The sequence below is a fragment of the Amycolatopsis saalfeldensis genome (genome assembly GCF_900110575.1).
In the GTDB taxonomy this organism is placed as follows: domain Bacteria; phylum Actinomycetota; class Actinomycetes; order Mycobacteriales; family Pseudonocardiaceae; genus Amycolatopsis; species Amycolatopsis saalfeldensis.
Genome location: NZ_FOEF01000025.1, coordinates 107,470 through 131,991, shown reverse-complemented (window position 1 = coordinate 131,991; position 24,522 = coordinate 107,470). Strand labels below are relative to the sequence as shown.

At 72.3% G+C, this 24,522-nt stretch carries 17 protein-coding genes and 1 pseudogene; 4 read left to right on the top strand and 14 right to left on the bottom strand.

All coding sequences use genetic code 11. The annotated features are described in order from the left end of the window. Complete coding sequence (locus BMY97_RS39140; protein WP_091627815.1) at positions 1-813, bottom strand: class I SAM-dependent methyltransferase; 813 nt, start codon at positions 811-813, stop codon at positions 1-3. A gap of 136 nt (positions 814-949) precedes the next feature. Between BMY97_RS39140 and BMY97_RS39135 the strand changes: the two genes are divergently transcribed. Beyond that, the gene (locus BMY97_RS39135) at positions 950-1,618 is read left to right on the top strand and encodes a GbsR/MarR family transcriptional regulator (protein WP_091627814.1); all 669 of its coding nucleotides are present in this window, start codon (positions 950-952) and stop codon (positions 1,616-1,618) included. A 90-nt stretch (positions 1,619-1,708) separates the two neighbouring features. On the opposite strand, the gene BMY97_RS39130 is transcribed toward BMY97_RS39135, so the two are convergent. The 6 genes from BMY97_RS39130 to BMY97_RS39105 all read right to left on the bottom strand — a co-directional run bounded on the left by BMY97_RS39130 (position 1,709) and on the right by BMY97_RS39105 (position 7,069). Beyond that, entirely contained in the window at positions 1,709-2,458 is a 750-nt protein-coding gene (locus BMY97_RS39130; RefSeq protein ID WP_091627812.1) for a short-chain dehydrogenase/reductase, read from the bottom strand. A 40-nt stretch (positions 2,459-2,498) separates the two neighbouring features. Then, the gene (locus BMY97_RS39125; protein WP_091627810.1) at positions 2,499-3,416 is read right to left on the bottom strand and encodes an SDR family NAD(P)-dependent oxidoreductase; all 918 of its coding nucleotides are present in this window, start codon (positions 3,414-3,416) and stop codon (positions 2,499-2,501) included. Between the two features lie 85 nt (positions 3,417-3,501). Continuing rightward, positions 3,502-3,933, bottom strand: coding sequence for a DUF6010 family protein (locus tag BMY97_RS39120; protein ID WP_091627808.1), 432 nt, complete (start codon positions 3,931-3,933; stop codon positions 3,502-3,504). Between the two features lie 99 nt (positions 3,934-4,032). After that, positions 4,033-5,145, bottom strand: coding sequence for a chitinase (locus BMY97_RS39115; protein WP_091627806.1), 1,113 nt, complete (start codon positions 5,143-5,145; stop codon positions 4,033-4,035). 168 nt (positions 5,146-5,313) lie between these two features. Continuing rightward, on the bottom strand, positions 5,314-5,787 hold the full coding sequence (locus BMY97_RS39110; RefSeq protein ID WP_091627804.1) for a carboxymuconolactone decarboxylase family protein: 474 nt from the start codon (positions 5,785-5,787) through the stop codon (positions 5,314-5,316). A 97-nt stretch (positions 5,788-5,884) separates the two neighbouring features. Further along, positions 5,885-7,069, bottom strand: a complete 1,185-nt coding sequence (locus tag BMY97_RS39105) for a helix-turn-helix domain-containing protein (RefSeq protein WP_091627802.1) — start codon at positions 7,067-7,069, stop codon at positions 5,885-5,887. 166 nt (positions 7,070-7,235) lie between these two features. Between BMY97_RS39105 and BMY97_RS39100 the strand changes: the two genes are divergently transcribed. Then, positions 7,236-9,053 (top strand): flavin-containing monooxygenase, encoded by a 1,818-nt coding sequence (locus BMY97_RS39100; protein ID WP_091627800.1) that lies wholly within the window; start codon positions 7,236-7,238, stop codon positions 9,051-9,053. 369 nt (positions 9,054-9,422) lie between these two features. Here the strand turns inward: BMY97_RS39100 and BMY97_RS39095 are convergent, their stop codons facing one another. After that, a complete protein-coding gene (locus BMY97_RS39095; protein ID WP_245787728.1) occupies positions 9,423-11,261 on the bottom strand; it encodes a S1C family serine protease in 1,839 nt (612 codons plus the stop codon). Positions 11,262-11,440: 179 nt separating this feature from the next. Here BMY97_RS39095 and BMY97_RS39090 point away from each other — a divergent pair, with 179 nt between their 5' ends. Then, positions 11,441-12,154, top strand: a complete 714-nt coding sequence (locus BMY97_RS39090) for a M24 family metallopeptidase (RefSeq protein ID WP_177231750.1) — start codon at positions 11,441-11,443, stop codon at positions 12,152-12,154. A 57-nt stretch (positions 12,155-12,211) separates the two neighbouring features. On the opposite strand, the gene BMY97_RS39085 is transcribed toward BMY97_RS39090, so the two are convergent. Beyond that, positions 12,212-16,351, bottom strand: a complete 4,140-nt coding sequence (locus BMY97_RS39085) for a S8 family serine peptidase (protein WP_091627798.1) — start codon at positions 16,349-16,351, stop codon at positions 12,212-12,214. A 120-nt stretch (positions 16,352-16,471) separates the two neighbouring features. Here BMY97_RS39085 and BMY97_RS48860 point away from each other — a divergent pair, with 120 nt between their 5' ends. Continuing rightward, a complete protein-coding gene (locus BMY97_RS48860) occupies positions 16,472-17,482 on the top strand; it encodes a helix-turn-helix domain-containing protein (RefSeq protein ID WP_091627797.1) in 1,011 nt (336 codons plus the stop codon). Between the two features lie 35 nt (positions 17,483-17,517). Here the strand turns inward: BMY97_RS48860 and BMY97_RS49445 are convergent, their stop codons facing one another. From BMY97_RS49445 to treS, 5 genes and pseudogenes are all read right to left on the bottom strand, one after another. Next, on the bottom strand, positions 17,518-17,775 hold the full coding sequence (locus BMY97_RS49445) for a maleylpyruvate isomerase N-terminal domain-containing protein (RefSeq protein WP_342744082.1): 258 nt from the start codon (positions 17,773-17,775) through the stop codon (positions 17,518-17,520). 209 nt (positions 17,776-17,984) lie between these two features. Then, positions 17,985-18,833, bottom strand: a pseudogene (locus BMY97_RS39070) (glycoside hydrolase family 16 protein); the annotation flags it as partial. 191 nt (positions 18,834-19,024) lie between these two features. Next, positions 19,025-21,226 (bottom strand): 1,4-alpha-glucan branching protein GlgB, encoded by a 2,202-nt coding sequence (gene glgB / locus BMY97_RS39065; RefSeq protein ID WP_091627794.1) that lies wholly within the window; start codon positions 21,224-21,226, stop codon positions 19,025-19,027. A 3-nt stretch (positions 21,227-21,229) separates the two neighbouring features. Further along, complete coding sequence (locus tag BMY97_RS39060; RefSeq protein WP_091627792.1) at positions 21,230-22,621, bottom strand: maltokinase N-terminal cap-like domain-containing protein; 1,392 nt, start codon at positions 22,619-22,621, stop codon at positions 21,230-21,232. A 5-nt stretch (positions 22,622-22,626) separates the two neighbouring features. Next, positions 22,627-24,441, bottom strand: coding sequence for a maltose alpha-D-glucosyltransferase (treS, locus tag BMY97_RS39055; protein ID WP_091627854.1), 1,815 nt, complete (start codon positions 24,439-24,441; stop codon positions 22,627-22,629). Between the last annotated feature and the right edge of the window lie 81 nt (positions 24,442-24,522).

Genomic DNA, 24,522 nt, shown 5'->3' with positions numbered 1-24,522 from the left:
TCAGAACCGGTACCGCAGCACACACGTCCCGCGCCGGGACACCGCGGCGCTGTGGCCGCACAGCCGCGTGAACCAGCGCATCGCCGGCGGCTGCAGCGCGACCTCCGGCGCGCGCGTGGCGAACAGCTCGCCGGCCAGCCGCAGCTTCGGGTCCCAGCCCTCGGGGGCGTGCGGGTCGTCGAAGCCGGGATTGGCGACGACCCCGGCGATGGAGCCGGTGCCGCGGTAGTGCCGGATCGCCCAGACGTGGAACCTCGTGTAGCTGTTGAACGCGATCTCCCCGGACGGGAACCGGCCGGTGATCCCGTTCAGCAGCGCGACGAGGACGTCCTGGGGCAGGAACGCGACCACGCCGTCGGCGACCGCGAGCACCGGGCGGCCCTCCGGCAGCTCGCCGAGCCAGCCCGGCTCGGCCAGGTCGGCGGCGACCGGGTGGGCGTTCGGGCGGGCGGGCAGCAGCCGGCGGCGCGCGGCGGTCACCGCCGGCAGGTCCACGTCGTACCAATCCACTGTGGACGGCGGCTCGACGCGGAGGATCCGGCCGTCCAGCCCGGCGCCGAGCTCCAGCACCACCGCGTCGGGGTGGCGGGCGACGAAGTCCCGCACGACGTCGTCCAGGATCCTCGACCGGACGGCGATGTCGAACACCTGGCTCTTCACCAGCGGCGCTCCGGCCAGGTCGTAGCCGAGCGCCTTCGCGACGCCCTCGGCCGTCGGGTCGGCGAGCACCGGGCGCGGCGAGCGACTGTCCAGCGCCCGGCCGGCGAGCGTGAGGTACAGGCTGTTTTCCACGGGCGTGAACGTGGTCTCCATGGCCGGGGCCCCTTTCTCCTCTGCGAAACCTACGACCGCCGGAAAGGTTCGTCAAACGCGAATTCCCTTGTGTTGCAATGACTGTCGCGAGTGCAACGCGAGTTTTGCCGTTGCAATGACGGAGTAGCATCGGGCCATGCCGGGAAGCCGACTGACCGAGGACGACCGCCGGGCCGTCGCCGCGGGACTCGCCGCCGGGTCCACCTACGCCGAGATCGCGCGCCGGCTCGGGCGGCCGACCTCGACCGTCAGCCGGGAGGTGCTCCGCAATGGCGGCCCGGACGCCTACCGCGCGGAGCGCGCGCACGAGGCGACGCGGGAGCGCGGCCGGCGGGTCCCGGCCGGGCCGCCCGCCGTGGCCGGGTTCGAGGAGCAGTTCGCCACCATGATGGTCCACACCGGACTGCCGCGGATGCCCGCGCGGGTGCTGGCCGCCCTGCTGACCCGCGACGAGTCCGGGCTGCCCGCCGCGGACCTGGTCCGGCACCTGGGGGTGAGCCCGGCGTCGGTGTCCAAGGCGGTGGGCTATCTGGAGCGCCTGCAGCTGCTCACCCGCGCCCGCGGCCGCCCGGAGCGCTACTTCGTCGACGACGACGTCTGGTACCGCGCGAGCCGGGGCGCGGTGGAGGTCTGCGAGGCCTGGGCCGCGACGGGCCACTACGGCGCCGGACTGCTCGGCGGCACCCCGGCGGGCCGGCGCCTGGCCGGCATGGCCGGCTACTTCGACCACGTCGGCGCCGACCTGGCCCGGGCCGCCGAGCACTGGCGGCACGTCTTCACCCGCCCCGGCGAACAAGGCTCGTGAGTGGCTACAACGGTGCTCACCGGCTGCCGCAGTGCAGGACTTCGTGGGCGGCACAGCCGGTTCTGGCCGTCGGGAACACTCACGAGTTCGTCAGCCGGCCGAGGACATCCCGCCGTCGATGGTGACGATTGTGCCGCTGAGGTAGGCGGCGCGGTCGGACGCCAGGAACGCGATCAGGTCGGCCACCTCACGCGGCTCGGCGGCCCGGCCGAAGCCCAGGCCGGCCAGCCGGTCCGCCAGGTCGCCGTTGGCCGCGGCCATCGTGGTCATCCGCTCGGTCGCGACCGGGCCCGGGTTGACGCCGACGACGCGGATGTTGTCGCGCGGGCTGCTGCCGCCCAGTGCCTTGGTGAACGCCATCAGGGCTGCGTTCCCGGCGCTGCCCGCGATGTAGCCGGTGGTGGGCCGCTCGCCCGCGGCGCCGATGTCGTTGACGATCACGCCGTGGCCGCGCTCGCGCATCCGCGCGTAGACGAGCCGGGTGAGGTCGACGTAGCCGTAGACCTTGAGGTCCCAGCCGTGCCGCCACGCCTCGGCGCCGACCTGGTCGAGTGAGCCGCCCGGGATGTCGCCGGCATTGTTGACCAGGATGTCGGCGTCCGCAGCGGCCTCGGCGAGCCGTTCGAGGTCCGCGGGCACCCGCAGGTCGACGACGTGCACCGTCACCTCGACGCCGTGGGTCTCCCGCAGCCGCGCGGCGAGGTCCGCCAGCGCGTCCGCGCCGCGCGCCGCGAGGTGCAGATGGCAGCCCTCCCCCGCCAGCACCTCGGCGACGGCGGCGCCGATGCCCTTCGACGCGCCGGTGACCAGCGCGCGCTTGCCCTTGAGACCCAGGTCCATCGAGATCCTCACTTTCGCTTCCCCGCCTGCGAAATCGAGGCTACTCACTTTTGATCATGGCCAGGGACTCGTCCCACAGCCGGGCGGCGCGCCCGGGGTACAGGGCATACCCGGCGACACCCCGCCGTACGCCGGGACGGTGCTCCGCCGCCACCTGGCAGTCCTCGAAATAGCGGCCCGTGATGCCCTCGACGAGCGGCGAAGCGGCGAGCAGCACGGACGTGGCGGCGCCCTGCCCGGCGTTCTTCCACGAGACGTCCGAGCTTCCCGGGTCGAAGGACGCGGGCGCGGCGGCGATGGCGCCGACGTGCCGCCCGAGCGCGGTTTCGGTGATCCGGCCGGGGTTCAGCGCGTTGACGGCGATTCCCTCGGCGCGCCAGCGCTTCGCGGCCTCGACGGCGAACAGGATGTTGGCCGTTTTCGACTGGCCGTAGGCGATCCACCGGTCGTACGGGCGCGCGCGGAAGTGGAGGTCGGCGAAGTCGACGTCGGCGTTCACGTGACCGACGGAGCTGACCGAGACCACCCGCGCGTCCCCGGCGGCCGCGAGCGCGCCGTGCAGCCCGGTGGCCAGGGCGAAGTGGCCGAGGTGGTTGGTGGCGAACTGGAGTTCCCAGCCTTCGGGCGTGCGCAGTTCCGGTGTCGCCATCACGCCCGCGTTGCCGACCAGGATGTCGAGCGGCCCGCTCCAGCCGGCCACGAACTGCGCGACCGACGCCCGGTCGGCCAGATCCAGCCGGGCCACGCGCGCACCGATCCCGGCGGCGAAGCGTTCCCCCGCGGCGACGTCGCGGACGGCCAGGGTGACCTCCGCGCCCGCGCCCGCCAGTGCCCGCGCGGTCTCGGCGCCGAGGCCGGACGCGCCGCCGGTGACCACCGCGCGCCGCCCGGCGAGGTCGAGACCGGCGACGACCTCCGCGGCTGTCGACGTGGCACCGAAGGGAATGGTGACGGACATGAGGGCCTCGCTCCCACGACGGGACCCGGGCAACCGGAGCCGGGTCCGCTTACCTTCGAGCATAAGCGGACCCGACTCCGGTTGGCTACCGGTGAGACGCGGTTCTCAGTCCGCGGTCCCGGCGCCGCGAGAACCAGGAGCCGATCAGCGCGGGCAGCGAAGGTCCGCCGCGCAGGCACCAGAGCGCGATCACCGGATCGCAGATCGCGCAGCCGGACGACGAGTGCGCGAACGCCGGGATGATCGGCGCGCCGCGCAGGTGGTGCAGCACGTCCCACCCGGCGTGTAGCAGCCAGGCGACGCCGATCCAGGTCCACGAGCCCAGGCCGCGGTACGCGCAATAGGTGACCGCGGCGGTGAACACGAACTCCCACGGCCCGAAGGTCCCGCTGCTGAGATAGGCGGCGCCGGCCCCCGCGACCATGATCGCGTTGAACCGGCGCCGCGAGGGTTCGCGGATCAGGGACATGACCACCGCGTAGAAGACGCCGATCAGCACCGGCGCGAGAATATCCATGCCAGGGACGCTAACCGCGGGCCGCGTGCACCGGAACGAACCCGGCTGCCACCTTCCGCGCGGTTCTCGCCACCGGGAAACCCTTGGCCCGCACCACACTCACGGCAGGGCGTCGAGGAACGGCCGGTGCGCGTCCTGGAACGCCCAGCCGTAGTAGTGGTCCCAGTTGATCGACCACGTCATCAGCCCGCGCAGGGCCGGCTGGGCGCCGCCGCGCAGGGTGTAGCCGCCGCAGCCGGAGTTCTTCGCCAGGCAGGTCACCGCGGTCTGGACGTCGGCCGGGGCAATGAAGCCGTTGCCCGCGCTGACCGCGGCCGGGAGGCCCACCGCGATCTGGTCGTCACGCAGGCCGGCGAACGTCTTCCCGGTGTCCCCCACCGGAAAGCCCGCCTTGAGCATGTCCCCCATGGCGATCGGGAAGTCCGCGCCGCCCATGGTGTGGTACTGGTTGTCCAGCCCCATGATCGGGCCGGAGTTGTAGTCCTGGACGTGCAGCACGGTCAGCGAGTCGCGCAGCGCGTCGATCACCGGCAGGAACGCGCCGCGGCGGGTGTCGCCGCCGTTGCTGCCGCCGCCGTAGAACTGGTAGCCCGTCTGGACGAGGAACGTCTCGGGCGCCATGGTGAGCACGAAATCGCTGCCGTAGCGGGACTTCAGCGACTTCAGCGCGGAGATCAGGTTGACCACGACGGGCGTGGTCGGGTGCTGGAAGTCGGTGTCACCGGCGTCGAGGGTGAGCGAGTGGCCCTCGAAGTCGACGTCCAGGCCGTCGAGGCCGTACTTGTCGATGATCGCCGAAACGGAGCTGACGAACGCGTCTCGCGCGGCCGTGGTGGTCAGCTGCACCTGGCCGTTCGCGCCGCCGATGGAGATCAGCACCTTCTTGCCCTGCGCCTGCTTCGCGCGGATGGCCGCGATGAAGTCGGCGTCGCTCTCCACCCCCGCGCATTCCGAGGCGGGACACCGGTTGAACTGGATCTCGCCGGACGTCGGCGAGGTCGGCTCGCCGAACGCGAGGTCGATGATGTCCCAGGCCGCCGGCACGTCGGCGAGCTTCACGTAACCCGAGCCGTTCGCGAAGCTCGCGTGCAGGTAGCCGATCAGCGAGTGCTTGGGCAGGCTCGCCGCCCCGGCGGCACCGGGCGCGGCGACCACCCCGGCCAGTGCCACGGCCAGTGCGGCGAGGAAAACGGACAGTCGGGAACGCCTCATGACGGGCCTCCGGTGTCGGCGGGGAGCCCTTATTGTCTGGACCACTGTGTGAAATGTCCAGACCATTCGGCGAAGCGGCCGGAATTCACCGCGGCTCCGGACGCGCCGGGCCCGGCGTGCGGGCCTGGCGCGTCCGGAGCACCCCCAGCGCCCGGAGTGCCGCAGTGCTCAGCCGAACTGGCCGACCTGGTACTCCCCCGCGGGCTGGCGCACGATGACGTTGAGCCGGTTGAAGGTGTTGATCAGGGCGATGGTCGACACCAGCGCGCCGAGCTGCTCCTCGTCGTAGTGCTTGGCGGCGTTCGCCCACACCTCGTCCGAGACGCCGCCGGCCGCGTCGGCGAGCCGGGTGCCCTGCTCGGTCAGCTCCAGCGCGGCTCGCTCGGCCTCGGTGAACACCGTGGCCTCGCGCCAGGCCGCGACGAGGTTGAGGCGCGTCGAGGTCTCGCCGGCGTGGGCCGCGTCCTTCGTGTGCATGTCGAGGCAGAGCCCGCAGCCGTTGATCTGGCTGGCGCGGATCTCCACCAGCGCCCGCGTCGCGGCGGGCAGGGGCGAGTCCACGACCGCCTGCGACGCGGCGACCAGCTGCTTCACGAACTTGGCCGTGGCCGGGTTGCCGAAGAGGTTCAGACGAGCATCCATGATGAGCTCCCCAAGTGGTGTCCGGTGCTTACGACTCCTTGACGGACCGGGCGGGCCGGATGTGACAGCGTCGGTGGTGACCTGGGTCTCGCGGGGCTCACTGTCCTGGATGGACGGTCAGCCGGACGTCCTCGGCCAGCCGGTACGGCCGGTTGTCGACGATCGCGCCCAGCAGCCGGCGCAGGCGGGAGACCTCCGCCCGGACCGTGACGAGGTGGTCCGCGTCGCCGTGCAGCGCCCGGCTCAGCGCCTCGGCGGACAGCCCCTGGTGGCCGGCTTTCCCCAGCAGGACCAGGATTTCCGCGTGCCGCCGGGTGACCGGGCGCCGCCAGCCGGTCTCGCCGGTCCGCAGGCTCAGCACCGGGGCGCGGCCGAGGTCGAGGTCCAGCACCACCTGCCGGGCCAGCCCGGCCGGGCGGACCAGCCAGCCGTCGCCCAGCGGCTCGGGCAGGCACGCGCCGAGGCCGGGCACGGCGAGGACCTGGCCGGGCCGCGGCACGGCGATCCGCTCGCCCACCGCGACCCCCGCGCTGTGCGCGACCCAGCCGTCGGAGTCCACCAGCAGGGCCGGGCCGGCGGCCAGCACCGGCTCCCCCGCCCGCCGCAGCCGTTCCAGGCGCTGCCGGTGCGAATGCCACAGCTGCGACTCCGCCAGCCGCCGGCCGGTCTCCACCAGCGCGCCGACCGCCGGGTGCAGGGTCAGCGCCGGGCCGCTGACGTCGATCACGCCGAGCAGCTCGCCGGTGCGCGGATCGTGGATCGGCGACGCCGTGCAGTACCAGGGGTGCTGGTTCTGCTCGAAGTGCTCACCGGCCAGCAGCTCGACCGGGGCGGCCTCGGCGAGCGCCGTGCCGATCGCGTTCGTGCCCACGCGGGCCTCGGTCCACTCGGCGCCCTCGGCGAACCCCAGAGTGTCCGCGCGGCGCCGGACGGCCGAAGACCCTTCCCGCCACAGGATCACCCCGTCGGCGTCCGTGACGACGAGGAGCATGTGGCCGGCGTCGGACATCGCGCCGATCACCTGCCGGAGGTCGCCGATCACCTGCCGCAGCGGCGAAGCGTGGCGCCGGCGCACCACCTCGGTTTCGGACACGGAGTCGCGCTCGTTCATGCTGTCGGCGGCCAAGCCGAGGCTCAGCGCCCGGGACCACGAGCGGGAGACGAGCGGGCGCGGCGGCACCTGCGGCCGCCCGCCGCCGATCACGGCCTCGTGCATCCGCACCAGGTCGCGGGCATGGGCGGGCAGGCTGCGACCTGGGGGAACCGCGCTGTGCACGGCCACAGTCCACCTCCCGCGGCGTCGGCCATCCAGCATAGGTCGCCCCCGGCCCCGGCACCAAGGAGCCGGCCGGCGTGCAACTCGCTGCAACCCTTGCCGCCCGGCCGCGCCAGGGCGTGTGATCGGGGTTACACCACGACAATGGAGTCAACGGAGTCAGGGAGCAGCCATGACGCAGACGGCCGACCGGATCGCGCGAGCGGAATCGCCCCAGGCCCGGGTGGAGGACTGGCTGGCCCGGTTCGAGGCGGCGCTGGCCGCCCGCGACGCCGAGGCCGCGGCCGCGTTGTTCGCGGTCGATTCCTATTGGCGCGACCTGGTTTCCTTCACCTGGACCCTCAACACCGTGGAGGGCCGCGAAGGCGTGGCCGGCCTGCTGCGCGCCTGTCTGGACAGCACCGATCCCCGCGGGTTCCGCACGACCGAGCCGGTCACCGAAGCCGGCGGCGTGGCGGAGGCCTGGATCGAGTTCGAAACCGCCACCGGACGGGGAAAGGGCTACCTGCGCCTGAAGGACGAGGGGGCGTGGACGTTGCTCACGAGCCTGCGTGAGCTCAAGGGGTTCGAGGAGCCGGAGCGCGACCGCCGGCCCAAGGGCGTCGAGCACGGCGTGGTCCGGGGCCGCCGCTCGTGGGCCGAGAAACGGGCCGACGAGCAGGAGCGGCTGGGCGCCGGGGAGCAGCCGTACGTGGTGGTCGTCGGCGGCGGTCAGGGCGGTATCGCCCTCGGCGCGCGGCTGCGCCAGATCGGGGTGCCCGCGCTGGTCGTCGAGCGCAACGACCGGCCCGGCGACTCGTGGCGCAAGCGGTACAAGAACCTCTGCCTGCACGACCCGGTCTGGTACGACCACCTGCCCTACCTGCCGTTCCCGGACAACTGGCCGGTGTTCGCGCCCAAGGACAAGATCGGCGACTGGCTCGAGATGTACACCCGGCTGATGGAGGTGCCGTACTGGACGCGGTCGACGGTCACCTCCGCCTCGTACGACCAGGAGGCTGGGCAGTGGCGAGTCGTGGTCGACCGCGACGGTGCGGAAGTGGTGCTCGCCCCGCGTCACCTGGTGTTCGCGACCGGCGTTTCCGGTAAGCCGAACCTCCCGTCGTTCCCCGGCATGGACGTGTTCGAGGGCGATCAGCACCATTCCTCGGCGCACCCGGGCCCGGACGCCTACGCCGGGAAGAAGGCCGTGGTGGTCGGCTCGAACAACTCCGCCCACGACATCTGCGCCGCCCTGTGGGAGCACGGCGCCGACGTCACCATGGTGCAGCGGTCCTCCACGCACATCGTGAAGTCGGATTCGCTGATGGAGCTGGGCCTCGGCGACCTGTACTCCGAGCGCGCGGTGCGCTCCGGCGTCACGACCGAGAAGGCCGACCTGATCTTCGCGTCGATCCCGTACCGGATCATGCCCGCGTTCCAGATCCCGGTGTACGACCGGATCCGCGAGCGCGACGAGGACTTCTACGCGCGGCTCGAAGCAGCCGGCTTCGACCACGACTGGGGCGACGACGGGTCCGGCCTGTTCCTGAAGTACCTGCGTCGCGGCTCCGGCTACTACATCGACGTCGGCGCGGCGGAGCTCGTGGCCGACGGCAGCATCAAACTCGCCCACGGCCAGGTCGACCACCTCACCCGCGACGCCGTGATCCTCGCGGACGGCACCGAACTGGAAGCCGACCTCGTCGTCTACGCGACCGGCTACGGCTCGATGAACGGCTGGGTCGCCGACATCGTCGGCCAGGACACCGCGGACAAGGTCGGCAAATGCTGGGGCCTGGGCTCCGCAACGACGAAGGACCCCGGCCCGTGGGAGGGCGAGCAGCGCAACATGTGGAAGCCCACGCAGCAAGAGGGACTGTGGTTCCACGGCGGGAACCTGCACCAGTCCCGGCATTACTCGCTGTACCTGGCCCTGCAACTGAAGGCCCGCTACGAAGGGATCCCGACGCCGGTGTACGGGCTGCAGGAGGTGCACCACCTGTCCTGAGCCACTGGGCCGTCCAGGTCGCGACGCCCGGTGTTCCCGCAGGCCATCGGCGGGGACACCGGGTGAATCGGCGGGCCGGCCACCCGGCCCTCGGCCTTGGCGAGGACAGAAGCGCACCCTCGGGCACCCACCCAACGGGAACACCCACCGGCCCACAAAACCGGCGAGTCCGGAACACAACGTCCGCCACCGACCCACAAACCCAGCGAGCCCGGGACAGAAGCCCAGCCCGGGGCGTCCAGTCTGGGAACCACCCACCGACAACACCCACCGACCCACAAAACCGGCGAGCCCAGGACAGAAGCCCGGCCCGGGGAGTCGGCGGGTGACCGAGGTCCCGGGCCGGGCCGGTGGTACTGCTGGGGTGGGTCAGCCGACGGGGCCGCTGGCCGGGGTTACCGTCACGTCGTGTTGCTGGCCGGTCTGGCCGATGACCGTCACCGTGAGCTTGTCGCCCGGGTGGTGGGTGTCCATCAGGTTGGTGAGGGTGGTCGCGGAGTCCACGGCCTTGCCGTCGAGGGCGGTGATCACGTCGCCGGCGGTGAGGCCGGCCGTGGCCGCCGGGCCGCCCGCCACCACGTCCTGGACCTGGGCGCCCTGGCCGCCGGTGTTCTGGCCGGTGCCGCCCTGGCCGAGGCTGCCCTGGCCGTTGCCGCTCTGGGCGCCGGCGTCGCTGACCGAGACGCCGAGGAACGCGCTCTGTCCGATGTGGACGGTGTTGGAGCCGGTGCCCGCGACGATCTGGTGCGCGAGCGTGATCGCCTGGGCGATCGGGATCGCGAAGCCCTGGTGACCGGTGCTCTGCTGGCCGTTACCCTGGCCCGAGCCCTGCTGGCCGTCACCCAAGCCGCCCTGACCCTGACCGAGGCCACCCTGGCCCTGGCCCAAGCCGCCCTGACCTTGGCCGAGACCACCCTGGCCCTGACCGAGACCACCCTGCCCCTGGCCGAGACCGCCTTGTCCCTGGCCCAAGCCGCCCTGGCCCTGGCCGAGGCCGCCGCGGCCCTGGCCGCCGTTGAACTGGTAGCCCGCCGAGGCGGCGGTGTCGACGCCGATCACCTGGCCGTTGGCGTTCACCAGCGCGCCGCCGGAGTCGCCGGACTGGATGTCGGCGTCCACCTGGATCAGGCCGGTGAGCTGTTCGGACGAGCTGCTGGACTCGTCGGAGGCAGTGATGGACTGGTTCAGCGCCGTCACCTTGCCCGCGGCCGCGCTCGGGGTCCCGCCGGTGCCCCCGGCGTTGCCGATGCCGACCACCGCGTCGCCGACCTGGACCGAGTTCGAGTCGCCCAGGGATTCGGTGGTCAGGCCGGAGGCGTTGGCCAGTTTGATCACGGCGATGTCGTGGCTGCGGTCGTAGCCGAGCACGGCGGCGGTGTAGGTCTTGCCGTTGCCGATGTCGGTCACCTTGATGCTGGTGGCGCCCTCGACGACGTGGTTGTTGGTGAGGATCTCGCCGTCCGCGGTCAGCACGATGCCGGTCCCCGCGGCGGCGGCGCCCTGGTAGCCCAGCTCGGTGTTGATGTCGACCAGGCCCGGGTTCACCTTGCCCGCGATCGCGGACGGGTTGATCGACGTGCTCGACGTCCCGCCCGGCGCGCTCTGCGAGCCGAAGTTCTGGTTGCCGGACGCCGAGGACCCGCCCGGAGTCCAGACGAAGTGCCCGACCCCCAGCCCGAGCACCACGGCCAGCCCGATCGACCCCACGGCGATCGCCGCGCTGCGCAACGGCCGGTTCGCCTTCTGCGGCCGGTGGTACGGCGTCTGCGGGAACTGCTGAGTGCCCGGGTACGCCCCATACGCCGGGTATTGCCCGCCCGGGTACTGGTAGCCGGTCTGCGGGCCGCCCGGGTAACCCGCCTGGCCCGCGTACCCGGCGGAATATTCGGCACCGGGCTGGTACGGGTATCCGGCCTGCTGCGCGGAACCCGGGTAGCCCTCGTGGCCCTGCGGCGAGCCGCCCAGCCCCTGCGGCGAGCCCTCGTGCCCCGGAGACGAGCCGCCCTGACCGCCCAGCCCTTGACCGCTCGCGCCAAGACCACCGAGCCCCGACACCTGGCCGCCCGCTGCTTCGCCCGCGCCCTGGGCCGACCATTCCTGACCGGGACGGCCGGCCTGCCCGGCCTGGTCCCGGTACTCCTGCGGTCCCCACTGCCCGCCGGTCGTGCCCGGCTCCTGCTCGCTCATGTCCCGCTCCAGCATCGTCATGTCCGGCTACCGCCAGGGACAAGGACACACCCTGTACCTGAGATTTTCCTTGCCGTGCTCCGTGCGGAACCTGTGGACTTCGCCCGCGCCACCGGTCACTCTCGGGCATAACCGCCAAATCGGGCGGTTTTCCACTGTCGCAAAAGGACAGACCGGGCGGCCTTGCTACCGTCGGGAGCATGAGCGAGCTGATCGAGGACGAGGCGGTCCGCGCCGCGCGGCTGCTGGACGCGCAGGCCAAGGCCGTCGAGCTGTTCGCGCAGGTGCAGGCGCGGGGCATCCTCGCGCCGGGCGTGCGCGAGACCGAGGCGAGCAACGCCGTCCGCGACCTCGCCGGGGAGCTGTTCGGCGTGGAGCGCTACTGGCACAAGCGCATCGTGCGCGCGGGGGTCAACACGCTCAAGCCGTACCGCGAGAACCCGCCGGACCGCGTGATCGGCGAGGACGACATCGTGTTCGTCGACTTCGGCCCGATCTTCGAGGAGTTCGAAGCCGACTTCGGCCGGACGTTCGTGCTCGGCGAAGACCCGGTGAAGCACCGCCTGCGCGACAGCCTGCCGGTGGTGTTCGACGCGGGCCGCGAGTACTTCGAGACGCATCCGGACGTCACCGGCGCCGAGCTGTACGCGCACGTGACGAAGCTGGCCGAGGAGGCGGGCTGGACGTTCGGCGGCGCGCACTCCGGGCACCTGGTGGGCCAGTTCCCGCACGAGACGATCGACGGGGCGAAGATCGAGTCCTACATCGCGCCGGGCAGCGACCGGCCGATGCGCCGTCCCGACCGCAACGGGCAGCAGTCGCACTGGATCCTCGAAGTCCACCTCGTCGACCGGGAACGGCAGTTCGGCGGGTTCTTCGAAGAACTGCTCGACCTCGGCCACGGGAAACCCTGAACACCAGACGACGGTGGCCCCGCTCCGAGCCGGAGCGGGGCCACCGTCGTCACAGGCTCAGTACCGGAACTGCTGGAGCTGCCGCCCGTCCGACGAGGGCACCCAGCCGGTCCGGGTGGCGGGGTCGAACTGCGCCGAGCGCTCGGTCAGCGAGTCGTACTCGCCGCCGAACGGGCTGGACACGAAGTTCAGCCCCGAAGCCGTCGACACCTGCTTGCCGGTGACCAGGTCCATCACCGCGAACTGGCTGGTCGCGTTGTTGTCCGTGTTCACCCCGCCCGGATGGCCGAACGGCGTGAGCACCGGGGGCGTGCGGAACGCCACCAGCCCGAGGTGGTGCCCGGAGTCGACGGCCAGGAACCCGCCCTGCTGCTGGCGGACCGGGATCGTGCCCGCGGCGGCGAGCGTGTCACCCGTGACCGCGTTCAGCGAGGTGGTGCCGACGATGTTGAGGCTGACCGAGCGGTAGGTCAGCTGGTACAGCTTGTTCGCGCCCTCGTCGACGGCCAGCCCGCCGGCGCAGATGCTGCCCGCGTCGGACGGCCGGACCGCACCGGAGTCCAGGTCCACGCCGGCCACTGCCATCGCCCCGCCGCCGAAGCAGATCAGGCCGGTGCTGGCCCGCGACAGGTACACCAGCCCGGTCGCCTGGTCCAGCTCGATCATCTTGAACCCGCCCGCGGGCGCGCCCGGCGGGTCGGCGGGCAGCGGGGTGCCGAGCTTGCCGTCGCCGAGGTTCAGCGGCAGCACGACATCGGCGTTGTCCGACGTGCGCTTGGCCAGGATCGCCGCGCGGTGACGAGCGGGATCGACCCGGCCGCCCTGCACGGTGTAGCCGTCGGTGGCCGCGGTGCCGACCGCCTTCGCCGTGGCCGTGTCGTACGTTTCCAGTGCCGCGCCGGTGGCGGTGAAGTGCAGCAGCGCCAAGCGATCCGCGTCCGCGCCGAGCACTTGGTACCCGCTGTCCGGTGACGGGTCACTGGTGACGACCCGGCCGTACGTGCCGGCGGCCGCGTTGTACTCCCGCACGGACTCCCCCGCGCCGGGCTCACGCAAGGCGGCGTACGACGTGCCCTGCGGCGCCGCGGCGAAACTCGTCACCACGGTGTCGCCGGGCGCGTAGCCGTCGTCGAGCGTGAGGAACGACGTCGGGGACGCCTGGCCGAGGACCCGGCCGTTGCGGTCGGTGGCGAACACTCGGACGTTGTACGACAGCGAGCCGCCGAGGCCGAGCTTCACCGCGTCGAGGCCCGCGACCCCGTTGCGTGATGGAAGCTGTTGGTAGGCAACCGATCCCGCGCTCTGACCGCCCTGGTCCCGGCGGTCGCCGTTGGCGTTCGTGACGGTGTTGAGCGCGTTGAACAGCGTGGGCGCGGGTGCCGAGAACTCGACGGCGGCACCCGTCGCGCCCGGGATGCCGCGCACGTCGTAGCCCAGCGAGAAGCCCGGCGCGGCACGGGTGATCTCCACGCTGTGGGCCATCGCGCTGCCGCCGGCGGCGAGCGTCGGCGCGTCCGGCCGCCGCTCGCCGGTGCCGCCGACGCGGACCGCGGTGAACTCGCCGTACGTCGGGCTGCCCGCGGAGCCGGTCACCGAGCGCTGCACGATGCCGATGCCGTAAACCCCGGCGCCGCTCGCGAACGCGGTGGCCGGGACCAGCACGTCACCCGCGGTCGCGGTGAGCGGCGCGACGAAGCCGGTGCCGAACAGCGGCGCGCTCACCGGGTTCCAGTGCCCGAGCGTGGAGACGACCAGCTGCGGGTTGGACAGGTTGCGCACGCCGGTGAGGTCGTAGTGCACCTTCACCGGCTGCCCTGGCGCCACGGTCGCCGGTGCCACCGGGGCCTGGGCCTCGGCGTACGCGCCGTCGGTGGGGCCGAAGACCAGCGTCTGCTTCGCGGAGGTGACCACCCACGGCCCGAGGCGGACCTCGAACGTGACCGGCACGGAACGGTCCTCTGTGGACACCACGGGCAGGCCCGCGGCGGTGAGGATCTCGGCCGGCGTGAGCCGCACGGCGGGGACGTTCGCGGTGAACTCGTGCCCGCCGACCTTCAGCGCGTACGAGGCGTTCGGGGGCGCGCCCACCACATCGGCGCCGACCGTGACCGGGCCGAGCAGGCCTTCACCGGTGCCGCCGGTGGCCAGGTCGATCCGGCCGCCGTCGGCGTTCTCGAGGAACTGGCCGCCCAGGCCGCCGGTGGTGACCCGGTGCGCGACCGAAACCCGCGAGATCGCCGGGGCTCGCCAGGCGCCGAGCACGGACTGCACCGCGGCGGTGACGTCGATCTGCGGCCCGACCGTCACCGGCCGGTCGGCCTGCGGCGGGCTCGCCACCGGCCGCGCCGTGCGCTCCAGCACCGAGCGGACGGCGGCCGGGTCCATCGGCCGTCCGGTGCTCTTGGCCGCCTGCAGCACCACGGCCGCCGCGGCCGCGGTCATCGGCGCGGACGCCGAGGTGCCGCCGTTGAGCACCGGCGTCACGTCGTGGGCCGAGCCGCGCGGGGTGTGCTCGTAGACGAGGATTCCGTCGCTGGGCGCGGAAACGTCGACGCGCGTGCCGAAGCCGGAGGAGAAGTTGCCGCCGCCGTCGGTGCGCGTGGTGGCGAAGGTCGGGTTGTGCGCGGCCGCGCCGCCGGCCCGCTGCGGCACCGCGAGCGTGTCGTCCAGCGTGGTGCCGCCGACGGCGATGGCGCCGCTGTCGGTGACCTGGCTGGGCGTGGTGGAGGTCGCGTCGTCGTTGATGTCGGTGGTGGCGCGGGCGTCGCGGGTGACGTCGGTGGGCGTGCTGCCGCCGTCCGGGCCGACCGCGGCCGGGGTGTAGAGCCGGGTGCCGTCGTTGGAGGAGACGGTGACGACGATGTGGTACTGCCGCACGATCGTCGCGATCACGGCTTGGGTCACCGGGTCGTCTTCGAGGTAGCGGCCGGGGAAGCCCGCGGTGTCGGTGCCGAAGCCGAGGCTCGCGGTGATCACGTCCGGGCGCGGGGTCTGGCGCGCGGCGGCCATCAGCGCGACGGCGATCTGGTCGGTCGTCGGCTGCTGCGGGACGACCAGCCGGTACTGCGCGCCGGGGGCGATGCCGAGCAGGTCGGTCAGGCCGGAGCCGGTGGCGCCGGGGCGCTGCTTGTCGTGCGGCAGCGGGGCCATCACGCCGAAGTCGAGCAGCACCTCGCCGAGCGCGGGGTCCTGCTGCTCGGCCGAGCCGAGCGGGTCGAGCCGGCCGGACGGGCTCGCGGTGTAGGTCGGGATCAGCGGCATCGACGGCAGGTCGAGGTAGCGCTGCCCGTTCTGGACCACGGTGGTCGGGCCGTACGTGCTGACGTAGCCGTCGCCCGCGTCGGCCATGGACTGGTCGGTGAGGTCGCCGATGGAGACGTTGGTGATGATCTCGCCGGCACCGGGCAGCTTGCCCGGCAACAGGCTGTACGCGCCGAGCGCGTTGGTGCCGCCGGCGTTGAGGTAGCTCTGCGCCGAGGAGGTCACGCCGTAGTTCGAGGGCACCGGCGCGGGTGGATTCTGGTGCGCCTGCGGCAGTTTCGCGGCTTTCGCGGTGTTCACCACGGGTTGCGGCACGGGCACCGGGCCGGTGGACATAGCGGAGACGCGCCGGTTCGGCTTGGCGCTGACGACGCCGGGAGTGGCCGCGAGCGTCTTCGCCGCGGCCGCCGGGTCCTGGCCGCCGAGGTGGACGAGCACGGTCTTCGCGAGCGCGGGCACGTCGGTGGCGTCGGGGAACACCGGCTCGACGGAGGTGGCGCCGATCTTGCCGAACGCCGCGTTCACCCCGTCATCGGACGTCTTCGCGGCGCGGCGGCCGGCGGACAGGGGGACGCCGGTGACGGCGGTGGTGTCGGCGAGCTGCACCAGCAAGTCGCCGGGCTGGGCGGGGGCGGTGGTCTGGGCGAAGGTGGCGCGCACGGCGTCGTCGGACAGCTGGAAGCCGCCGAGGGCCGAAGTGCCTTGCGGCAGCGCGAGAACGGTCTTGGCGAGCTGCTTGCCGCGGGCGTCGGCGCGGGTCGCGGTGCCGTCGGCGTCGAGGGTGATCGCGCCGCCGTCCGGCATCGCGATGTGTCTGGACGGCGGGGCCTGCGGTTCCGGCGGCGGGGCGGCGGTCGCCGGCGCGGCGGTGACCGCGGCGATGGTGACCGCCGCGGTGACGACGGCGAGCAAGCCGCGAAGCGGGTTCGTCTGCACGACGCTCCCTTTCTCGGGTTCGGGGACTCGGGAGATTCGGGGGCCGGGCCGGACACCAGCGTCCGCCCAGTGATCGGATCAATTTCCCAGTCCGCGCGCGGCTGGCGCAAGATAGCCACCATGACCAATAGTCGCCAGGTGGCGGGTTCTCGCCAGCAGTTGCGGGACCTGGACGCGCTCGGCATCCCCGCCGCGGACGCTCGGGTGTACACCGCCCTGCTGGGCCATCCGCGCACGCGCGCGGCGGACCTGGCGGAACAATGCGGACTTTCCGCCCAGCAGGTGGCGCGGGCGCTGTCGCGGCTGGCCACCGGCGGCCTGGCGAGCCGGGTGCCCGGACGGCCCGCGCGCTACCTCGCGGCGCCGCCGGACATCGCGCTGGGCGGGCTCGCGGCCGAGCGGGCCGCCGAACTGCGCGGTGCGCGCGCCGCGATCGAGGACCTGATGGAGGTGCACCGCGAGGCCAGCCGGTTCACGCACCCGGCCGAGCTGGTCGAGGTGGTCACCGGCGCCGAGAACATCGACAGCCGCGTCCGCCGGCTCCAGGACGGCGCCCGCACGCAGATCCGCGGCTTCGACCGCCCGCCGTACGTCAGCCCGCCCGGCGCGAACCTCGGCCACGAGCACCGCCGGCTGACCGACGGAGTGGTCTACCGCGTGATCTACGACCGCGAGGCGATCGCCCTGCCCGGCCGTCTGCACGGCGACATCCTGGTCAGCGGCACCCACGGCGAGCGCTCGCGGGTGCGCCCGCACCTGCCGATCAAGATGGTGCTGGCCGACGAGCAGACGGCCGTGATCCCGATCAGCTCCTCCCCGCACGTGGTGGACGCGGCGTACATCATCCACGCCTCCGCGTTGCTCGACGCGCTGGTGACGCTGTTCGAGGCGGAATGGGACCGCGCGGTGCCGCTGAACGAGGCACTCAGCCCCGCAGCCACCGGCCGCGACCCGGAGACGAAGGAGCTCCTGGCGTTGCTCGCGGCCGGCCAGACCGACGCCGGCATCGGCCGCGCGCTGGGCTGGAGCCCGCGCACCACGCAACGCCGCGTCCGGGCGCTGATGACCGAACTGAACGCCACCACGCGCTTCCAGGCCGGGATGAACGCCCGCGAGCGCGGCTGGCTCTGACCGGCGGTGGCTGCGGCGCTAGACGGCGCGGCCGGTCAGCGCCTCGCCGAACGAGAACCGGTAGGTGCCCGGCAGGTCGGTGCCGAGCCAGGCCTTCCGGGACCGCTGTGCCGCGTGCTCCCGGGCCGTTGCCGAGCAGATCGCCGTCGTAGCGGTCGCCGACCTGTGCGGGGTTCGCCGGCGAGGATGTGCGGTGCCCGAAGGTGCTCGCCGACCAAGTGGTTGACCGAGTCGCGGACGGTCCATTCGATGCACGGCGTCGGATCGTCCCAGACCCCGTCCGGGCTGCCCACGCGACGGCGATCCGGCAGTGCTCCGGGGCCTCGCCCGGCCTGGGGTGAGCCAGGCCGGGCGAGCCGCGGGGACCCGCGCCAACGGGATCCCCGCCCGCCGCCGTGGAGCGAGCAGCGCCACCGGCGGCGTCCGGTGGGGTGGCGGTCACCGGAGGTGGGCCCGGCCCGCGCCGTGCACGGCCGATCCCTTGCCCGCCAAGGACTTCTCAGCTCACGTGCACGTAGTCCACGACCAGCTGCTGCGGGAACTGGGTGCTGCCGTCCGGGTCGCCCGGCCAGTCGCCGCCCACGGCGAGGTTCAGGATCAGGAAGAACGGGTGGTTGTAGACCCACTGGTTGCCGTTGAGGTCCGCCGGGGTGCGGGTCTCGTAGGCGTTGCCGTCCACCGACCAGGTGATGCTCTCGCCGTTCCAGTCCACCGCGTAGGTGTGGAAGTCGTCGGAGAAGTTGGGGCCGTTGTACGCGGCGCCGATGCCGTTGGCGCCGGAGTAGCCCGGGCCGTGGATCGTGCCGTGCACGGTGGTCGGCTCCTTGCCGATGTTCTCCATCACGTCGATTTCGCCGTCGGTCGGCCAGTTGCTGCCGCCGAGCATCCAGAACGCCGGCCACATGCCCTGCCCGCGCGGCAGCTTCATCCGCACCTCGATGTGCCCGCCACTGGTGGAGAACTTGCCGGAGGTGTTCAGCCGCGCCGAGGTGTACTCGCACGCGCCGTACCAGCAGTTGTTGCCGGAGTTCTCCTTCTTGGCGGTGATCACCAGGTGGCCCTGGCCGTCGAGCGCCGCGTTGGCCGCGCCCGCGGTGTACCACTGGCGTTCGTGGTTGTTGCCGCCGTTGTCACCGGTCTCGTAGTTCCACTTCGAGCCGTCGGCCGGGCTGCCCGCCGGGCCGTCGAAGTCGTCGGTGAACGAGTCCAGGACTTTCGCGTCTTTCGCCGGCGACGGCGTCGGGGCCGCGCTTCCGGCCGGGGCCGCCGCGAGCGTGACCGCCGCCGCGACCGACAAGGCTGCCGGAATCGCCAGCAACCGCCACCGTGCGGACGTTTTCAGAGACTTCATCGTCATCCTCGTCCCTCGAGGAGCGGCCTGGCGGCGCCACCCCGGGTTTGTTGTGGATGGCAACAAAGTATGCCCGCGCCGTTCTTCACAGGCAAGACAAGACGTGAGACATTTTCCGACATCCGGTGCGGGCAGGACGGATCCGGGGTGCGTCCGGGCAGACCCGGCCGTCCCGCCCTGCGGCGGTCCGCTCAGCCCAGCGCCGGGGTGACCTCCTCGGTCAGCCACAGCACGCCGCTCGGCGGGAGTTGCAGCACGGCCGACGCGGGCTGGCCGTGCCACGGCTCCGCGGTCGCCTCCACCGAGCCGAGATTGCCGACGCCGGAGCCGCCGTAGGCTTCCGCGTCGGTGTTCAGCAGCTCGGTCCAGCGGCCCGCGGCGGGCAGGCCGACGCGGTAGTCGTGATGCGGCACGCCGGCGAAGTTGGCGACGCAGGCCAGGCGCGAGCCGTCGGAGCCGATGCGCAGGAAGCTCAGCACGTTGCCGCCCGAGTCGTTCGCGTCGATCCACTGGAAGCCCTCGGGCCGCACGTCACCGCTGAACAACGCCGGGGTGTCGCGGTAGATGCCGTTGAGGTGGCGCATCAGGTCGCGCACGCCGCGGTGCAGCGGCTGCTCCAGCAGGTGCCAGTCGAGCGAGTCCGACTCCGACCATTCCCGCGGCTGGCCGAACTCGCCGCCCATGAACAGCAGCTGCTTGCCCGGGTGCGCCCACATGAACGCCAGCAGCGAGCGCAGCCCGGCCGCCTTGTTCCAGTCGTCGCCCGGCATCCGCTGCCACAGCGATCCCTTGCCGTGCACCACTTCGTCGTGAGAAAGGGGCAGCACGAAGTTCTCGCTCCAGGCGTACACGAGCGAGAAGGTCATCTCGTTGTGGTGGAACGCGCGGTGCACCGGCTCGTGCCCGAGGTAGCGCAGCGTGTCGTGCATCCAGCCCATGTTCCACTTGAAGCCGAAGCCGAGGCCGCCCAGGTGCGTCGGGCGCGTGACGCCGGGCCAGGCGGTGGACTCCTCGGCCACCATCACCACACCCGGGTGTCGCTTGTAGACAGTCGCGTTCAGCTCCTGCAGGAACCGCACCGCGTCGAGGTTTTCGCGGCCGCCGTACTCGTTCGGCAGCCACTCCCCCTCCTTGCGCGAGTAGTCGAGGTAGAGCATCGAGGCGACGGCGTCCACGCGCAGGCCGTCGAGGTGGAACTCCTCCAGCCAGTACAGCGCGTTGGCCACCAGGAAGTTGCGGACCTCGTTGCGGCCGAAGTTGAACACGAGCGTGCCCCAGTCCGGCTGCTCGCCGCGGCGCGGGTCCTCGTGCTCGTAGAGCGGGCTGCCGTCGAACCGCGCCAGCGCCCAGATGTCGCGCGGGAAGTGCGCGGGCACCCAGTCCACCAGCACGCCGATGCCGCGCTGGTGCAGGTGGTCGACCAGGTAGCGGAAATCGTCCGGGTCGCCGAAGCGCGAAGTCGGCGCGTAGTAGGAAGTGACCTGGTAGCCCCAAGAACCGCCGAACGGGTGCTCGGCCACCGGCAGGAACTCCACGTGGGTGAAGCCGGTTTCCTCGACGTACTCGGCCAGCTGGTCGGCCAGCTCGCGGTAGTCCAGGCCCGGCCGCCACGATCCGAGGTGCACCTCGTAGACGCTCATCGGCGCGTCGGCCCAGTTCGTCGCCTCGCGGCGCGCGGCCCACTCCTCGTCGGCCCAGGTGTACGAAGACTGCGTCACCTTCGACGCGGTGGCGGGCGGGACCTCGGTGGCGAACGCCATCGGGTCGGCCTTCTCGTGCCAGTGCCCGTCCGCGCCGAGGATCCGGAACTTGTAACAGCTGCCGACCGCGACGTCCGGGATGAACAGCTCCCAGACGCCCGACGAGCCGAGCGAGCGCATCGGGTGCCCGCGGCCCTCCCAGGCGTTGAAGTCGCCGATCACCCGCACCCCGCGCGCGGTCGGCGCCCACACCGCGAAGGACACGCCCTCGACGGTGCCGTTCGGGGTCTCGTACGCGCGGACGTGCGCGCCGAGCACGTCCCACAGCCGCTCGTGCCGGCCCTCGCCGATCAGGTGCTGGTCCAGCTCGCCGACGGTGGGCAGCCAGCGGTACGGGTCGTCGGTGACCACGGTGTGCCCGTCGTAGTCCACCTCGATCCGGTAGTCGCCGGGGTGCTCGGCCAGCTCGGCCGCGAACAGCGCGTCGGCCACCCGCTCCAGCGGGAACCGGGTCTCCCCGGCCAGCACCGTGACGGATTTCGCGCCAGGGCGCAGGAAGCGCGCGTAAATGCGCCCGCCGTCCGAGTGCACGCCGAGCACCGAGTGCGGGTCGTGGTGGGATCCGGCGAGCAGGTTGTCGATGTCCTGCGGCGACGGGGCGGCATCGGGCAGGTCCCGGGGAGCCGTGGTCACTGGTCACTCACCTCCGTGCGTGATGCGGGCGATCGCCGCGAGCGGGACGGCCAGCCAGTCCGGCCGGTTCGCGTGCTCGTAGGCGACCTCGTACACCGCTTTGTCGAGTTCGAAGGCACGGAGCAGTTCCCCGTGCTCGCGCGGGTCGCCCAGCGGCGCGGCGGCGCCGAGTGCGTAACCCTCGCAGAAGGCGGCGCGGTTGCGGCGCGCCCACTCCAGGGCCCGCTCGGTCAGCGCCGGGTCGTCCGGCTGGCCGACAAGCAGTTGCTGGGCCGCGTAGTCGAACGAGCGCAGCATGCCCGCGACGTCGCGCAACGGCGAGCGCAGCGCGTGCCGCTCCGCCACCGGCGCGGCCGGCTCGCCCTCGAAGTCCAGCAGCAGCCAGCCGCCGACGGTGCGCAGCACCTGGCCGAGATGCAGGTCGCCGTGGACGTACTGCATCGAGATCGGCGAGGAGCCCGGCGGCAGCTCACGCACGGCGTCGAACGACGCGCGCAGCGCCGGCACGTGCTCGGCCAGCTCCGGCACGGCGTGGGCGACCTCGTCCAGCCGGTCGGCCATCGCCTTCACGGTGCGGTCCAGCTCGTCGGCGTCGACCGGCTCGGTGCCCAGCGCCGACGCGAGGTCCGCGTGCACCTTCGCCACGGCCGTGCCCAGCCGCTCGGCCTCGCCGGCGAAGTCGCCGCCCAGCTCCTCCGGGTGCAGCTCGGACTCCGCCATCAGGTCGCGGACGCTGGTGGTGGCCATCGCCCAGCCGTCGACGGCGTCGGGCAGGTACACCTGCAGCATGCCGATCGTGGTGGGCTCCCCCGCCAGCTCGCCGGTGATCGAGCCGACCACCTCGGCGATGTGCTCGCAGCCCGCGGTCTGCAGCGCGCGGTGCAGCAGCAGGTCCTTGTTGAGGCCGGGGCTCAGCTTGCGGAACAGCTTGAGGATGTACTGCCCGCCGTAGACGAGCGAGGTGTTGCTCTGCTCGGAGGTGATCGGCCGGGCCCGCAGGCCGCCGGTCAGCTCGGCGCCCGGTTCGTGCTCGAAGACCAGCGGGCCGACGCGCCCCTGGGCCACGATCTTGTCCAGCAGCAAGGCGGTCAGGTCCGCGTCGCCGCTCGCCTCGTAGAAGTTCAGCCCGCCGTCGGCCCCGATCCACGACGAAGACGCGATCTCCGGCGGGTGCGACCGACGGCCGACCAGCAGCTGGTACGGCTCCTGCCGGTCCCCCTGGATCACCTCGACGACCACGTGCAGCAGCTGCGGGTCGCCGTCGATCAGGACCGTGGCCCCGAGCGGCCGCACCGCGGTCACCGGCCGGTCCTTGCCCGCGAACCACCGCTGGGACGGCAGCCAGCCCGGGAGCTCGGTGACCAGTTCGTCGACCAGGTGACCGGGGTCGGTCAAGGGACTCACCTCATCTCGCCTTCGTCTTCCGGCTCGAGGAGCTGGAACCAGTAGAACCCGTGACCGGGCAGCGTGAGCAGGTACGGCAGCTCGCCGATGCCCGGGAAACGGACCCCGCCGGTCAGCTCGACCGGCACCCCGCCGCGGTGCGCGGCGAGGTCCAGCTCCACCGGCTGCGGGAAGCGCGAGAGGTTGTTCACGCACAGCACCACGTCCTCGCGCCCGTCCGGGCGCCGCCACTGGCGCTTGTAGGCGAGCACGCTCGGGTTCGACCCGCCGAGGTCCACGAAGTCGCCCTCGGCGAACGCGTGGTGCTGCTTGCGCACCTCGATCATCCGCCGGGTCCAGTTCAGCAGCGAGGACGCGTTGTTCGACTGCGCCTCGACGTTGAGCGCCTGGTGGCCGTAGACCGGGTCCATGATCACCGGCAGGTAGATCCGGCCGGGGTCGCAGGCGGAGAAGCCGGCGTTGCGGTCCGGGGTCCACTGCATGGGGGTGCGGACCGCGTCGCGGTCGCCGAGCCAGATGTTGTCTCCCATGCCGATCTCGTCACCGTAGTACAGAACGGGCGAGCCCGGCAGGGACAGCAGCATCGCTGTGAACAGCTCCTGCTGGTTGCGGTCGTTGTCCAGCAGCGGCGCCAGGCGGCGGCGGATGCCGATGTTGGCCTTCATCCGCGGGTCCTTGGCGTACTCGGAGTACATGTAGTCGCGCTCTTCGTCGGTGACCATCTCGAGGGTCAGCTCGTCGTGGTTGCGCAGGAAGATGCCCCATTGCGTGCCGCTCGGGATCTGCGGGGTCTGCAGCAGGATCTCCGAGATCGGGAACCGCGACTCGCGGCGCACGGCCATGAAGATGCGCGGCATCAGCGGGAAGTGGAACGCCATGTGGCACTCGTCCCCGCCGGTCGCCGGGTCGCCGAAGTACTCGACCACGTCCGAGGGCCACTGGTTCGCCTCGGCCAGCAGGATCCGGCCCGGGTACTCGTCGTCGACCACCTTGCGGCAGCGCTTGAGGAACTCGTGCGTGCGCGGCAGGTTCTCGCAGTTGGTGCCCTCCTGCTCGAACAGGTAGGGCACGGCGTCCAGGCGGAACCCGTCGATGCCGAGGTCGAGCCAGAACCGGAGCACGTCCAGCATCGCCTCCTGGACCTCGGCGTTCTCGAAGTTCAGGTCGGGCTGGTGGGAGAAGAAGCGGTGCCAGTAGAACTGCCCGCGCACCGGGTCGTAGGTCCAGTTGGACGTCTCGGTGTCGACGAAGATGATGCGCGCGTCGGCGTAGCGGGAGTCGTCGTCGCTCCACACGTAGTAGTCGCCGTACGGGCCGTCCGGGTCCGAGCGCGACTGCTGGAACCACGGGTGCGCGTCGGAGGTGTGGTTCAGCACCAGGTCGGTGATCACCCGGATGCCGCGTTTGTGCGCCTCGGTGAGCAGGTGCACGAAGTCGTCCACGGTGCCGAACTCCGGCAGCACGGCGCGCCAGTCGCTGATGTCGTAGCCGCCGTCGCGCAGCGGCGAGGCGTAGAACGGCGGCAGCCAGAGGCAGTCGACGCCCAGCCACTCCAGGTAGTCGAGCCGGCCGGCCAGCCCGCGCAGGTCGCCGGTGCCGTCGCCGTTCGAGTCGGCGAACGCGCGCACCAGCACCTCGTAGAACACCGCGCCCTTGAACCAGTGCGGGTTGCTGGGCGCCTGCTCGGCCGGCTCGAAGTCGCCCGCCTGCGGTTCGACCAGCATGCCGTCGGCGTCCATCGCCTCCCCGGTGTGGGGCACGCCCTCCAGGGTCGTTCCCAGAGTCGCGTCGGGCCGGTCACCCTTGTCCATGAACTCCACCTCGTCCCGCGTTCGCTGGGTACGTTCGATCGTCCCTGCCGCATGCCGCGGGCGCAGGGTGGTTGATGAATC